The organism is Pseudomonas sp. E1MeOHC2 (assembly GCF_058745025.1).
Window position 1 is genome coordinate 3,942,096 of the sequence record NZ_CP196675.1, and the last position, 12,435, is coordinate 3,954,530.

The following is a 12,435-nucleotide window of genomic DNA, read 5'->3' on the forward strand; positions in this document are numbered from 1 at the left end:
ACTGCCTGTGAGCGGCTTGTTTATTACCCTGGAAGGCCCCGAAGGCGCGGGCAAGAGCACCAACCGTGAATACCTGGCGGCGCGCCTGCGCGAGCAAGGCCTGGACGTGCTGCTGAGCCGCGAACCGGGCGGTACGCCGCTGGCTGAAAAGGTACGCGAGTTGTTGCTGGCACCGAGCGATGAAACCATGGCAGCCGATACCGAGCTGTTGCTGGTGTTCGCTGCGCGTGCCCAGCACCTGGCGCAGGTGATCCGTCCCGCCCTGGCCCGTGGCGCGGTGGTGTTGTGCGACCGATTTACCGATGCCACCTATGCCTATCAGGGAGGGGGGCGTGGTTTGTCTGTCGAGCGTATCGCCACATTGGAGCAGTTTGTCCAGGGCGACCTGCGCCCTGACCTGACCCTGGTCTTTGACCTGCCGGTCGAAGTGGGCCTTGCCCGTGCCGCCGCGCGGGGTCGCCTGGACCGTTTCGAACAGGAAGGCCAGGCGTTCTTCGAAGCGGTGCGCCAAGCCTACCTGCAGCGCGCCCGTCGCGAGCCGCAGCGTTACAGCCTGCTGGACGCCGCGCAGCCGCTGGAGGCCGTGCAGCGCGCCATCGATGCACTGCTGCCGGGCATTCTGGAGCGTTGCCGTGGCTGAGGCCTATCCCTGGCAGCAGGCCATTTGGCAGCAACTGGCGGGTCGCAGTCAGCACGCCCACGCCTACCTGCTGCATGGGCCGCAAGGCATTGGCAAGCGGGCCCTCGCCGAGCGGCTGATGGCGCGCCTGCTGTGTCAGCAGCCCCAGGGCCTGGATGCCTGCGGCGTGTGCAAGTCCTGCCTGTTGCTCAAGGCCGGTAGCCACCCGGACAACTACGTACTGGAGCCGGAGGAGGCCGATAAGCCGATCAAGGTCGATCAAGTGCGCGAGCTGGTGGCTTTTGTGGTGCAGACTGCACAGTTGGGTGGGCGTAAGGTCGTGTTGATCGAGCCGGTTGAGGCGATGAACGTCAACGCTTCCAACGCGCTACTCAAAAGCCTCGAAGAGCCTTCCGGCGATACGGTCCTGCTGTTGGTCACTCACCAGCCTAGCCGTCTGCTGCCGACCATCAAGAGTCGCTGCCAGCAGGTTGCCTGCCCGCAGCCCAGCCTGGCCCAGAGCCAGGCCTGGCTGGCCGATGCACTGGCTGACAGCGACGACGCTGAGCGCGACGAACTGTTGACCCTGGCCGCGGGTTCGCCCCTCATGGCCGTAAGCTTGCAGGCGCAGGGCGTTCGTGAGCAGCGAGCGTTGGTCACTGAAGGGGTGAAGAAACTGCTCAAGCAGCAGCAATCGCCCAGCCAGTTGGCGGATGCCTGGAATGGCGTGCCACTGCTGCTCTTGTTCGACTGGTTCTGCGACTGGTCGCACCTGATCCTGCGCTATCAATTGACCCAGGACGAAGAAGGGTTAGGCTTGGCCGATATGCGCAAGGTCGTGCAGTATCTGGCGCAAAAGAGCCGCCAGGCGAAGGTGCTGGCGGTTCAGGCGTGGATCCTGGAGCAGCGCCAGAAGGTGCTGGGCAAGGCCAACCTCAATCGTGCGCTGCTGCTTGAAGCGCTGCTGGCTCACTGGCAACAGTTGCCAGGCGCCCGCTGACTCTCCCTTTTCTTCATGTGTGCCGTTATCCCATGCTCGTAGATTCCCATTGCCACCTTGACCGTCTTGACCTGAGCGCCCACCAGGGCTCCCTCGATGCTGCCCTGCAGGCTGCGCGGGAGCGCGGGGTCGGGCATTTTCTGTGCATCGGCGTCAGTGCCGAGAACGCCGGGGCGGTCAAGGCCCTGAGTGAGCGGTACGCCGATGTCGATTGTTCGGTAGGGGTGCACCCGCTCGATCTGGCACCGGGCGAGACCCCGGCGCTGGAGTGGCTGCTGCGTGAATTGGCCCATCCGCATGTGGTGGCGATCGGCGAAACCGGTCTGGATTACCACTACGAACCGGAAGCGGCTGAATTGCAGCAGGCATCGTTTCGCCTGCACCTGGAGGCATCGCGTCAGACCGGCAAGCCGGTGATCGTGCACACCCGCGCCGCGCGGGCCGATACCCTGGCGCTGCTGCGCGAGGCGAAGCTGCCCCAGGCGGGTGTGTTGCACTGCTTCACCGAAGACTGGGAGATGGCCAAGGCGGCGCTGGACCTGGGCTATTACATCTCCTTGTCGGGCATCGTGACCTTCCGCAATGCCGATGCCTTGCGTGAGGTGGCGCGTCAGGTGCCGGTTGATCGCCTGCTGGTGGAGACCGATTCACCGTATCTGGCGCCGATTCCGTATCGGGGCAAGCCGAACCTGCCGCAATATGTGCGTGAGGTGGCCGAGTACGTGGCCTCGTTGCGCGGGGCCAGCTATGAGCAGTTGGCCGAGCAGACCACAGCCAACTTCAAGCGGTTGTTCCCGCTGGCTCGCGTGGCCTGATATTGCGCAGCCCTGGCGGGCAGCGTGAAAGGCAAAAAAAACCCGGGTTCTGGGGGAGGGAATCCGGGTTAAGACCATTAGGAGTAAAACAAAGGTACGCGGTCCCTGAGCACCTTTATCGGCGCGCCACTTGGGGGGGATGCGCCGCGCCAACACTTCAAGTATTGGTCAGGTTTGGCGCAGTGCCAGTGTCTGTTGGTCGTTTTTTAAACAGATTTGGAATACGCCGGGGATCCATCCCACTCTCAGCGCATGGCCAGGCGCCGGACCTGTTGCACAGTTTCGTCGATCATCTGTTCGTTGGTGTAGAAATGCGGCGAAAACCGCACACCACCGCCACGTAAGGCGCAAATCGTGCGTTCGGCCATCAACGCCTTGTGGATCTGCACGCTGTCCTGCCCTTTGATACTGAATGTGACGATGCCTGCCCGTTTGTCGGGATCGGCGGGTGTTAGCAGTGAAATGCCGGGTATCGATGCCAAGCCCTGATACATCTGCGTGACACGTTGCTGCAATCGCTGCGCGACTGTTTTGATCCCGATTTCCTCCAGCAGCGAAAGGCTCGCCTCCAGTGCGCAGGCACCGAGCATGTTCGGGCTGCCGCATTCGAAGCGCCGCGCGCTGTGTGCCGGCTGCCATTGGCGTCGCTCGAAGTCGCCCAGGTGTTCCAGCATGTGCCAGCCATAGGCATTGAGCTCAAGCTGCGGGCGCATCGCGGCGCGACAATAGAACATCCCAAGGCCCTCGGGGCCGAGCATCCACTTGTGGCCATCGGCCACGGCGAAATCACATTGAAAACGCTGCACATCGAAGGGCAGGGCGCCGATCTGCTGGATAGCGTCGATGCAAAACAGCACATTACGCACCCGGCAGCCTTCACCCAGGCGCACCAGGTCAAGGCGCAGGCCGCTGCCAAACTGCACGGCGCTGACGGCCAGCAAACGCGTGCGGGGGCCGCAGGCCGCGAGCAGCGTAGCTTCGGGGTCCGGCCCGGCCAGGCTGGCCTGGATCACCTGCACACCACGGTTGGCCAGGGCCTCCCATACGACGCGGTTGGAGGGGAACTCCTCATCGCTGATCACCACCTGGTCGCCGTGTGCCCAGTCCAGGCCGAAGGCCACCAGTGACAGCCCTTCGGAGGTGTTCTTGACCAGGGCGATGTCACCCGCCGAGGGTGCGTGGATCAACCGCGCCAGCCGCTCGCGCAGGCGCCGCTCGGTAGCGAGCCATGTCGGGTACTCGCTGGCGCCGTGGCAAACGTTGTCGCGGGCGAAGCGTGCCACCGCCTCGGCAGCCCGGCGTGGCCAAGGAGCGATGGCGGCGTGGTTCAGGTAGCGCAGCCCTGGGGTTTGATCGAACTCATCGTGAAACATAGACATGGTTGGATGATCCGTGCAATTTCCCGCAAGTTAGGCATAATAAACCGCTTCGATTGTCATCCAGTCCTTCCTATGCAGAAAGAACCTCGTAAGGTCCGTGAGTTTCGCCGTCGCGAACAGGAAATCCTCGATACGGCGCTCAAGCTGTTTCTCGAACAGGGTGAAGACAGTGTCACCGTCGAGATGATCGCTGACGCGGTAGGTATCGGCAAAGGCACGATCTACAAGCACTTCAAGTCCAAGGCGGAGATCTATCTGCGCCTGATGCTCGACTACGAGCGCGATTTGAACGAGCTGTTGCATTCGGCCGACGTCGATCGTGACAAGGAAGCCCTGTCGCGCGCCTACTTCGAGTTCCGCATGCGCGATCCGCAGCGCTACCGCCTGTTCGACCGCCTGGAAGAAAAGGTGGTCAAGGGTAACCAGGTGCCGGAGATGGTCGAGCAGTTGCACAGCATCCGCGCCTCCAACTTCGATCGCCTGACCCAGTTGATCAAGGGCCGTATCAGCGAAGGCAAACTCGAAGACGTACCGCCGTACTTCCACTACTGCGCGGCTTGGGCGCTGGTGCACGGCGCCGTGGCCCTGTACCACTCGCCGTTCTGGAGCAATGTGCTTGAAGATCAGGAAGGTTTCTTCCAGTTCCTCATGGATATCGGCGTGCGCATGGGCAACAAGCGCAAACGCGACCCGGAACCCGCCAACTGACACGTCGGGGCTGCGGTGCGGCCCTTGCAGTTGGCCCGGCATGAACAAGGTGCTTGCAAAAACCTGATTTATGAGTCAGGTTTTGCCAGCCCCGCTTCATCCATGCCGGAGTCATTCATGATCGTCGATCGTCAAGGCAGGCGTTTTCGCAACCTGCGTGTCAGCCTGACGGCTGCCTGTAACTACGCGTGTACCTACTGCGTGCCCGATGGCAAACGCCTGGTGGCAGCGCAGGACGAGTTGTCGGCTGAGGCCCTGGCCCGGGGCGTTGCCTATCTGATTGAAGCCGCTGGCATCGAGCGCTTGCGCATTACCGGTGGCGAGCCGCTCGTAAGCCCTCGCCTGGAGGGTTTTCTGGCCGCGGTGGCCAAGCTGCCCCTCGACGATATCTCGCTGACCACCAATGGCCAGTTGCTTGCGCGCAAGTTGCCACAGCTTCACGCAGCGGGCATCCGCCGCCTGAATATTTCCCTCGATACCCTCGACCCGCAGGCGTTTCGCCGCATCGCGCGTGGTGGCGACCTTGCCAGTGTGCTGGCTGGCATGCAGCAGGCCAGTGCGCAGGGTATGCGAATCAAGGTGAACATGGTGCCAATGCGTGGCCAGAACCTCGACCAGGTCTTGCCGATGCTGGAATACTGCCTGGAGCGGGGCTTTGAACTGCGCTTCATCGAGCTCATGCGCATGGGCCATCTGGCCCGTGATCAAAATGCATTCCTGCAACAGTTTGTTGGCCTAGATCACGTGCTCGGCCTGATTGGTGGCAAGCATGCGTTTGAGCAGGTAGACGCGGCGGTGGATGCCACAGCCCTGCGTTACCAGATTCCGGGTGCCGGCCATTTCGGCGTGATTGCCAACGAGAGCGTGCCGTTTTGCCGCAGTTGCTCGCGGTTGCGCCTGTCATCCACGGGGTGGCTGCATGGCTGCCTGTCGTCGAGCAACCGTCACTATGTCGGCGACCTGCTGGAAAAGCCGCGTCATCAAGCGCTTCCCGCCTTGCAGCGACTGCTGGTCAAAGCCCTGGCGGACAAGCAGGATGTGGCGTTTTCCGGCGGCGTCATGGTGATGAAGGTGATCGGCGGCTGAGTCTGGCGCAAAAGCTGCATCCGCCGGCTATTCGCCGGTTTTTCGTCGCCGGCCACTGGAGGAAAGATGCGTAGCCTGGTCTTGCTGCTGGCGCTGATGGCGCTGGGCGGCTGCATGAATGTCAGCGATATGGGCGAAGGCGTCCGTTACCACATGAGCGACGCGGGTCTGCTCGATCACAGCGACACCCGCCGGACCCTGTCTATCCGCCTGCAACCCGACTCGTTCATTTTCATTGGCCAGGGCGCGTTCGTGCCGCCCGGTAAAGGCCCTGTGCCGCGCCAGAATGTGGTTGCCGACCAAGCCTTCAAGAGCTTCGTCGAGTATTTCCCGCTGGTGCGCCGCGCCCAAGGCCCGCTCGGCCTGGAGGAGGCAATCGCACAGGCGCGCTCGGTGGGCGCGGACTACGTGCTGTACACCCGTTTCGCGCGTACCGACGACCGCATCGGCAATGGCGATGAATGGTACGACGAACAGGCCGTCGACCGCCTGGGTTGGGACACCGGGGTGGTACAGATGATGCTCATCGAAACCAATACCCGCTACCTGATCGACACGGCACGCATCAAAAGCCGTGGCGGTTTGTTGACGTTCCACGACAACACGCCGGAAGATTTGCTTGCAGCGCCGATGCGCGAGTACGCTCGTAGCCTTCTGGGCATGAGCGAATGAGGCACGTGTGATGACCGATTCCGGCAAGGCCAATGACCTTCTGGCGCAGATCCCCAAGGCGAAGGGCCTGCCGCCCGTGCACCTGTGGAACCCAGATTTCTGCGGCGACATCGACATGCGCATCGCCCGTGATGGCACCTGGTACTACCTGGGCACGCCAATCGGGCGCAAGCCGATGGTGCGGCTGTTTTCCACGATCATTCGCCGCGACGGGGATGACTACTTCCTGATAACCCCGGTGGAAAAGGTCGGCATCCGTGTCGACGATGCGCCCTTTGTCGCGGTTGCCCTGGAGGTACAGGGCGAGGGTGAGCAACAGGTGTTGCGCTTCACCAGCAATGTCGATGACCAGGTTGAGGCGGGCCCGGACAACCCATTGCGGGTCGAGCTCGACCCTGTCACGCAAGAGCCATCCCCGTACGTGCTGATGCGCAGCAACCTCGAAGCGCTGATCCATCGCAATGTCTTCTACCAACTGGTCGAGCTGGCGGTACCGCGCATTATCGACGGTGAAGAGTGGCTGGGGGTATGGAGCCGGGGCGAGTTCTATCCGATCGGGCGTACCTGCTGAAAACAGAGGCCGCGACCTCGTTACTTGTCCAGGTAACTTTGAAGGGTATCCAGATACCAGTTGACGAAGTCGATGACCTTTTTCTCATCATTCGAAGAATACGGACCCGGAACGTAGCCCGCTCCCTGCACGCCACGGAAGTTGTTCTCCGCCAGCCATTTGTCTTGATCGTTGGTAGCACTCCACAGCGCGGTTAGATGCGCCAGTTCGTAGTCACGGCCTTCCACCGCGTCCTTGTGCACCAGCCACTTTGCTCGCACGTGCGTGGTGCCGACGTCGATTGGCCAGGCCTCGAAGGTGAAGGCGTGGTCTCGCAGCGCGTGGCTGAACGCGCTCGGCTCGGTGGCCCATCGCAACGTGCCAATATTGCCTTCCCCGGAAGGAATCAGCAGATTCGAGCAGGCGTAGCGTCCATCCAGCGTGAGGGATTGGACGTCGTCCTTGATCGGGAAGCGCAGGATGTCGTACCACGCACCTTCGGCCGGCCCATTGATCAGTCCGTTGTCGCGGCAGACGGCCTCAAAGTGCTTCATCCATTCTGGCTGGCCTTCAAAGTAGTCATCCTCGGTAGGGTCGCGGAATGACGACAGCAGTTCGGGGTGCCGTGCGCTGCAGTGATAGCACTCCCGACCGTTCTCCATCACCAGTTTCCAGTTTGCATATTCTGGAAGTACCGCGGCGTGAGCGATCTTGGCGTTTTCTAGATCATGGGGTGCCAGCATCGGTTCGAGATGTCGGCGGAATTCGCCGAAGTCAGGCACGTCATCAGACAGTGCGATAAAGATCACTCCCGCCACCACTTCGCAACGAAGCGGGATAAGGTTGTGCCGATGTGGCTCGAAATCGGCCGGCATGTTTTTGGCGAAAATCAGGTCGCCTTTAAGGTCGTAGGTCCACTGGTGATAAGGGCAGACCAGCCGTCGTGCCGAGCCTTTTTCGCTGGTACAAATCATGGATCCGCGATGCCGGCAGGCATTGAAATAGGCGCGCACCGAACTTTCTGATTCGCGGATGATGACAACGGATGTTTTTCCCAGTTGTACGGTTATGTAGTCGCCGACTTTGACCACTTCTGCCAGGTGCCCGGCCTGTAGCCAAGAACGTGCGAAGACCGCTTTCATCTCGAAATCGAACACAGCCCCGGACGTGTAAAGTTGTTGTGGCAGGGTGTAACCACGTTCGCATTGACCCAATAGATCGGCCATTGCCTGGTTTGAAAAAGTGCTTTTAGTGCTGTTGTGGCTGCTGCCTGTCATCTCCATTCCTCATCATGTATCGCCCGCGCAGGCGTTCGTTGTTTTTATTCCGCCGGTTGTCTGTTTGAGCGCCCGGCTTAGTTCGACGCTCGCTTTTTATAAGGCATACACCTGCCGACGCCCAACGAAAATACGGCATGGCGATCATTCCTTTTTTCATGGGTTCGCCAGGTTATTCCACGAAGGCATCGGCACATGTCGAACCTTCCTTTGCGGTGAGCGTGCGGGCATTCAATACTGGATGTGCAGCGTGATCAGAAGAACAACAATGATGAGCGGAATCGATATGAATACCTTCGTGCAATCCACTACTACGACGCAGGCTTGGAGCAATGGCCGGCATATCGTCCGTTGTGTCAGGACTGTTCAAGAAACACATGACGTCCGCACGTTCTGCTTCATAGCCGAACAGCCGCTGATGTTCTTTTTTAAACCGGGCCAGTTTGTCACCCTGGAGCTCGAGATCGACGGCGAACGCGTCATGCGCTCCTACACGCTATCCAGTTCGCCATCGCTGCCCTATAGCTTCTCTCTGACCATCAAGCGCGTGCCGGGTGGCAAGGTTTCCAACTGGTTGCACGATAACTTCGGGGAAGGCGATCAATTGGCGGTGCACGGCCCGTTGGGTCAGTTCAATGCCATCGACTTTCCGGCGGGCAAGGTGTTGTTGCTCTCCGGTGGTGTCGGCATCACCCCGGTAATGTCCATGGCGCGGTGGTTCTTCGATACCAATGACGCGGTGGACATGATTTTTGTGCACAGCGCACGCACGCCGAAGGACATCATCTATCACCACGAACTGCGCCATATGGCATCGCGCAGCGAAAAGTTCAAACTGCATCTGGTCTGCGAAAGGTACGAGACTGGCGAGGCCTGGGCCGGTTATCGCGGCTACTTTGGGCGAGCGATGCTCGACTTGATGGCGCCAGATTTTTTTGAGCGGGAGATCTTCTGCTGTGGCCCGACGCCCTACATGGCGGCGGTCAGGCAACTTCTGGAAATGGCCGGTTTTGATAGGCTTCGCTATCACGAAGAAGCGTTCGCAGCCCCCCCCGCCAAGGTGTGCAAGCTGATCGCAGAAGTCCCGGACCAGGTGACGCACTTGGTGGAATTTTCCCGCACTGGAAAAAGCGTGCGTGTGACGCCGGGCGAAACGTTGCACGCGGCGGCGGGCAGGCTGGGGCTGCATATTCCAAAAGCCTGTGGCATGGGCATTTGCGGCACCTGCCGGGTACTGAAAAGCTCGGGTGAGGTGGTGTTAGAGCATAAGGGTGGCATCAGTGACGAAGAGTTGGCGCAGGGCTATGTCCTGTCCTGCTGCAGCAGTCCCAAAGGCGATGTGACTATCGATTATTGAACCCTGCAACAAATTGCCCGGGTGAATGTTTGGCAGTACCCTCGCACGCTTGCGATAAAGCGCCTGATCGATAGGGATCTGTCCATGAGCTCGAAGAAGTTACCGCCCTTGAGTGCCATCGTGGCCTTCGATGCAGTCGTACGGCTCGGAACGTTCACCCGGGCTGCCAGCGAACTCCATCTCACCCAAAGCGCTGTCAGCAAGCAGATAAAACGCCTGGAACTGAGCCTCGGTACGCCCCTTTTCGAACGCAAGGGCAACGATGTAATGCTCACCGCCAGTGGCGCCGTGCTTTATCGGGCGGTGACCCAGAGTCTTCAGTGCATCAAGGAAGCGGTACAGCAGATCGATGACGCCCAGGCGCCGAGCCTGTCCATCAGTGCCAGCTCAGGCATCGCCAGTTATTTGGTCATTCCTATGATTTCGCGTTTCCGCAAATCTCATGCTCAGATCGATGTGCGGGTGGTTGGCGCGCAAGACCGCTTGAACATGAATGTTGCCGACACCGATTTCACCATCTTATACGGCGATGGCAACTGGAAGGACCTGCGGGCGCACCGTGTAGCCGAGGAAGAAATTTTTGCCATTTGCACGCCGCAATACCGAGACAACAACGGTATTCGTTGCCTGGCCGACCTGTCCCACAGCGACTTGATCGAATTAGAGGTCAATGACCCGGCAACCCTCTCCACGCGCCAGTGGATGCGTCTGGTGGGTTATCAGGGGCAGCACAAGGGCTCGATCATCCGCGTATCCAGCTATGACCTGGCGATCAAGGCGGCGCTCGCCGGCGAAGGTGTGGCACTTGCCTGGGCCGAAGCGCTTCCCGACGAATTGCGCACCCAGCAGCTGTGCCGGGTTTGCGACGAAACATTGAAGACCGGGCTGGGTGAATACATCACCTGTCCGGCGTCGCGTGAGCTAACGCCAATGGCGCAGACGCTGTGGGACTGGGTTGTCGCCAGCTCAACGTGACGGCTTTTGCGCGACGGATAGCCCTATTTAGCTCGAAAACCATTGCACCCTGACGGGTTTTGCATGCGCCAAACGCATGCACTGCAAAAGGAAAATGCGCTTTTGCCAATCCTCTGGCGCGGGTAGTTTGGACCTGCACACGGACGCTGTCGTCCATCCCTTCCAACAAGAATAACGTCCGAGGGAACACCATGAAAGCGCACCCTCCTTGCAGCCAGGCTGCAGCCGAACGCAGCAAGCGATCAGGCTGACGCCGTTGCCTTCACAGATACCCCATCGCACCTAAAAACAATAATAGAGCTCGGCGCGCTACCCAGCGCGGCGAGCGGCTGGAGGTAGACATGTCCATACCGTCGAACAGCATCAGCGGCGCCTTTTCGCCCAGTGCTTCGTCCGTGGTCGCCAGTTCCGGCGCCTGGACCACGCTTTTCATCCTCACTGCGGTGTACGCGATCAATATCGCCGACCGTTATGTCCTTTCCACGCTGATCGAGCCGATCAAACACGAGTTTCAGCTTAGTGACGCCTCGGTCGGCTTTCTCACCGGTGTGTCGCTGGCACTCTTCTATGTCGCCGCTGGCCTGCCGCTGGGCGCGCTGGCAGACAGGACCAACCGCAAGCGCATGATCGGCACGGCGGTTGCGGTCTGGTCGACCATGACCGTGTTCTGTGGTCTGAGCAGCAGCTTCTGGCAACTGCTACTGGCCCGTATCGGGGTTGGCGTCGGCGAGGCGGGTGGCACCCCGCCCAGTCATTCGATCATCGCCGACAAGTTTCGCCCCAAACTGCGTGCCTTCGCCCTGTCGGTTTACGGCATCGGTGCGAGTGTCGGGGCCTGGTTCGGTGCGTCGGGCGCCGGTTACCTGAATGACGCCTATGGCTGGCGTACCACGTTGCTGGTCTTCGGGCTGTGCGGGCTGCCGTTCGCCCTGTTGGTATGGGCGTTTATCCGCGAACCGAAGCGGGTTCACGATGAGGGCGATAGCCGCGACATCCACCGCGACAGCATCAGTTTCAAGGAGACCTTACATTTCACACTTCAGAGCCGGGCCCTGTTCCACCTGATCGCCGGGGCTACGGTCGTGACCTTCTGGGGGTGGGGTATTCTCTGGTGGGCGACCTCCTTTCTGGTGCGCACCTACTCGATGTCGGTGGGCGAGGCGGGCGCCATGCTCGGGCCGATCCATGGGATTGCCGGTACCGCGATGATGGTGATCACCGTGCTGGTGATGCTGCTATTGCGCAGCAAGCCGATGTACCAGCAATCGAGCTTCGTGGCCTGGACGACGCTGCTCGGTACGCTTTTTTCCATCGGCCTGTTCGCCACCAAACAGATGCAGATCGCGCACGTCCTGCTCTGGCTCTTCATACCGATCACTTACATTTACATCGGCCCCTCCATCGGTCTTTTGCAAAACCTCTACCCTGCGGGCATGCGCGCCAAAGGCTCGGCAATCCTGCTGTTCACCGCCAACATCGCCAACCTCGCGATTGCGCCACAGCTCGTTGGCCTGATGTCTGACTTCGTCGCGCCACGCATCAGTAATCCGGCCGAGTCGTTGCGCTACGTGCTGCTGGGCTGTGCGTTCACTGGCCTCTGGGCGACTTACCACTATTGGGCCTGTGCCCGGCACATGAAAAGGAAATCACTATGAACCAGCCACTAAGTGTCAACGAAGCGAAGGTGCTCTATAGCCAGCGACCGCTTTCCGGCAACGCTCGTGTCGAAATGGGTTGGTCGATTCCTCAAGGTGATGATGGGCCGCTGCTCGCCGGGTTTGCGAAGTGGGACGGGGATGAGTCGCCGTACAAGACGCTGAACTACGACGAGGTGCTCATCGTGCTCGAGGGGACTTTCGGCTTCGAGCTGGAGTCCGGTGAGCGTTTTGAAGGCGGACCTGAGACCACCCTGCGGATCCCAAAAAAAACAGCGGTGAAGTATTTCGGATCGAAGGCAAAAGTCTTCTTCGTCATCACACCGCCAAGCGAGTGACGAA

General features: G+C 60.4%; 13 protein-coding genes. 11 read left to right on the top strand and 2 right to left on the bottom strand.

What is annotated here, in order from left to right:
* Positions 1 to 7: 7 nt before the first annotated feature.
* Genes tmk through ACSSU5_RS17895 form a run of 3 tightly spaced genes read left to right on the top strand, consistent with a single transcriptional unit; the run spans position 8 to position 2,434 of the window.
* Positions 8 to 640, top strand: coding sequence for a dTMP kinase (gene tmk / locus ACSSU5_RS17885; protein ID WP_492559413.1), 633 nt, complete (start codon positions 8 to 10; stop codon positions 638 to 640).
* Positions 633 to 1,619: a DNA polymerase III subunit delta' gene (locus ACSSU5_RS17890; protein ID WP_492559414.1), complete on the top strand. Its 987-nt coding sequence runs from the start codon at positions 633 to 635 to the stop codon at positions 1,617 to 1,619. Before tmk ends, ACSSU5_RS17890 begins: the two co-directional genes overlap by 8 nt.
* 32 nt (positions 1,620 to 1,651) lie before the next feature.
* Positions 1,652 to 2,434, top strand: a complete 783-nt coding sequence (locus ACSSU5_RS17895; protein WP_492559415.1) for a TatD family hydrolase — start codon at positions 1,652 to 1,654, stop codon at positions 2,432 to 2,434.
* 245 nt (positions 2,435 to 2,679) lie between these two features.
* On the opposite strand, the gene ACSSU5_RS17900 is transcribed toward ACSSU5_RS17895, so the two are convergent.
* Positions 2,680 to 3,813 carry an aminotransferase class V-fold PLP-dependent enzyme gene (locus ACSSU5_RS17900; RefSeq protein ID WP_492559416.1) on the bottom strand — a complete coding sequence of 378 codons (1,134 nt, stop codon included), beginning with the start codon at positions 3,811 to 3,813 and terminating at the stop codon, positions 2,680 to 2,682.
* Positions 3,814 to 3,885: 72 nt separating this feature from the next.
* Here ACSSU5_RS17900 and ACSSU5_RS17905 point away from each other — a divergent pair, with 72 nt between their 5' ends.
* From ACSSU5_RS17905 to ACSSU5_RS17920, 4 genes are all read left to right on the top strand, one after another.
* Positions 3,886 to 4,521 (top strand): TetR/AcrR family transcriptional regulator, encoded by a 636-nt coding sequence (locus tag ACSSU5_RS17905; protein WP_019473685.1) that lies wholly within the window; start codon positions 3,886 to 3,888, stop codon positions 4,519 to 4,521.
* A 117-nt stretch (positions 4,522 to 4,638) separates the two neighbouring features.
* A complete protein-coding gene (locus ACSSU5_RS17910) occupies positions 4,639 to 5,607 on the top strand; it encodes a GTP 3',8-cyclase MoaA (RefSeq protein ID WP_492559417.1) in 969 nt (322 codons plus the stop codon).
* Between the two features lie 66 nt (positions 5,608 to 5,673).
* On the top strand, positions 5,674 to 6,279 hold the full coding sequence (locus tag ACSSU5_RS17915) for a DUF4823 domain-containing protein (RefSeq protein ID WP_492559418.1): 606 nt from the start codon (positions 5,674 to 5,676) through the stop codon (positions 6,277 to 6,279).
* A 10-nt stretch (positions 6,280 to 6,289) separates the two neighbouring features.
* Complete coding sequence (locus ACSSU5_RS17920) at positions 6,290 to 6,850, top strand: DUF1285 domain-containing protein (protein WP_264309709.1); 561 nt, start codon at positions 6,290 to 6,292, stop codon at positions 6,848 to 6,850.
* A 20-nt stretch (positions 6,851 to 6,870) separates the two neighbouring features.
* On the opposite strand, the gene ACSSU5_RS17925 is transcribed toward ACSSU5_RS17920, so the two are convergent.
* The gene (locus ACSSU5_RS17925; protein WP_492559419.1) at positions 6,871 to 8,106 is read right to left on the bottom strand and encodes an aromatic ring-hydroxylating oxygenase subunit alpha; all 1,236 of its coding nucleotides are present in this window, start codon (positions 8,104 to 8,106) and stop codon (positions 6,871 to 6,873) included.
* Positions 8,107 to 8,392: 286 nt separating this feature from the next.
* Here ACSSU5_RS17925 and gbcB point away from each other — a divergent pair, with 286 nt between their 5' ends.
* The 4 genes from gbcB to ACSSU5_RS17945 all read left to right on the top strand — a co-directional run bounded on the left by gbcB (position 8,393) and on the right by ACSSU5_RS17945 (position 12,431).
* Positions 8,393 to 9,463 (top strand): glycine betaine monooxygenase reductase subunit, encoded by a 1,071-nt coding sequence (gene gbcB, locus ACSSU5_RS17930; protein ID WP_492561333.1) that lies wholly within the window; start codon positions 8,393 to 8,395, stop codon positions 9,461 to 9,463.
* An 84-nt stretch (positions 9,464 to 9,547) separates the two neighbouring features.
* Positions 9,548 to 10,438, top strand: a complete 891-nt coding sequence (locus tag ACSSU5_RS17935) for a LysR substrate-binding domain-containing protein (protein WP_492559420.1) — start codon at positions 9,548 to 9,550, stop codon at positions 10,436 to 10,438.
* Between the two features lie 341 nt (positions 10,439 to 10,779).
* Positions 10,780 to 12,093, top strand: coding sequence for a spinster family MFS transporter (locus ACSSU5_RS17940; RefSeq protein ID WP_492559421.1), 1,314 nt, complete (start codon positions 10,780 to 10,782; stop codon positions 12,091 to 12,093).
* Positions 12,090 to 12,431 carry a cupin domain-containing protein gene (locus ACSSU5_RS17945; RefSeq protein WP_264309705.1) on the top strand — a complete coding sequence of 114 codons (342 nt, stop codon included), beginning with the start codon at positions 12,090 to 12,092 and terminating at the stop codon, positions 12,429 to 12,431. The genes ACSSU5_RS17940 and ACSSU5_RS17945 overlap by 4 nt, the downstream gene beginning before the upstream one ends.
* Positions 12,432 to 12,435: the final 4 nt, after the last annotated feature.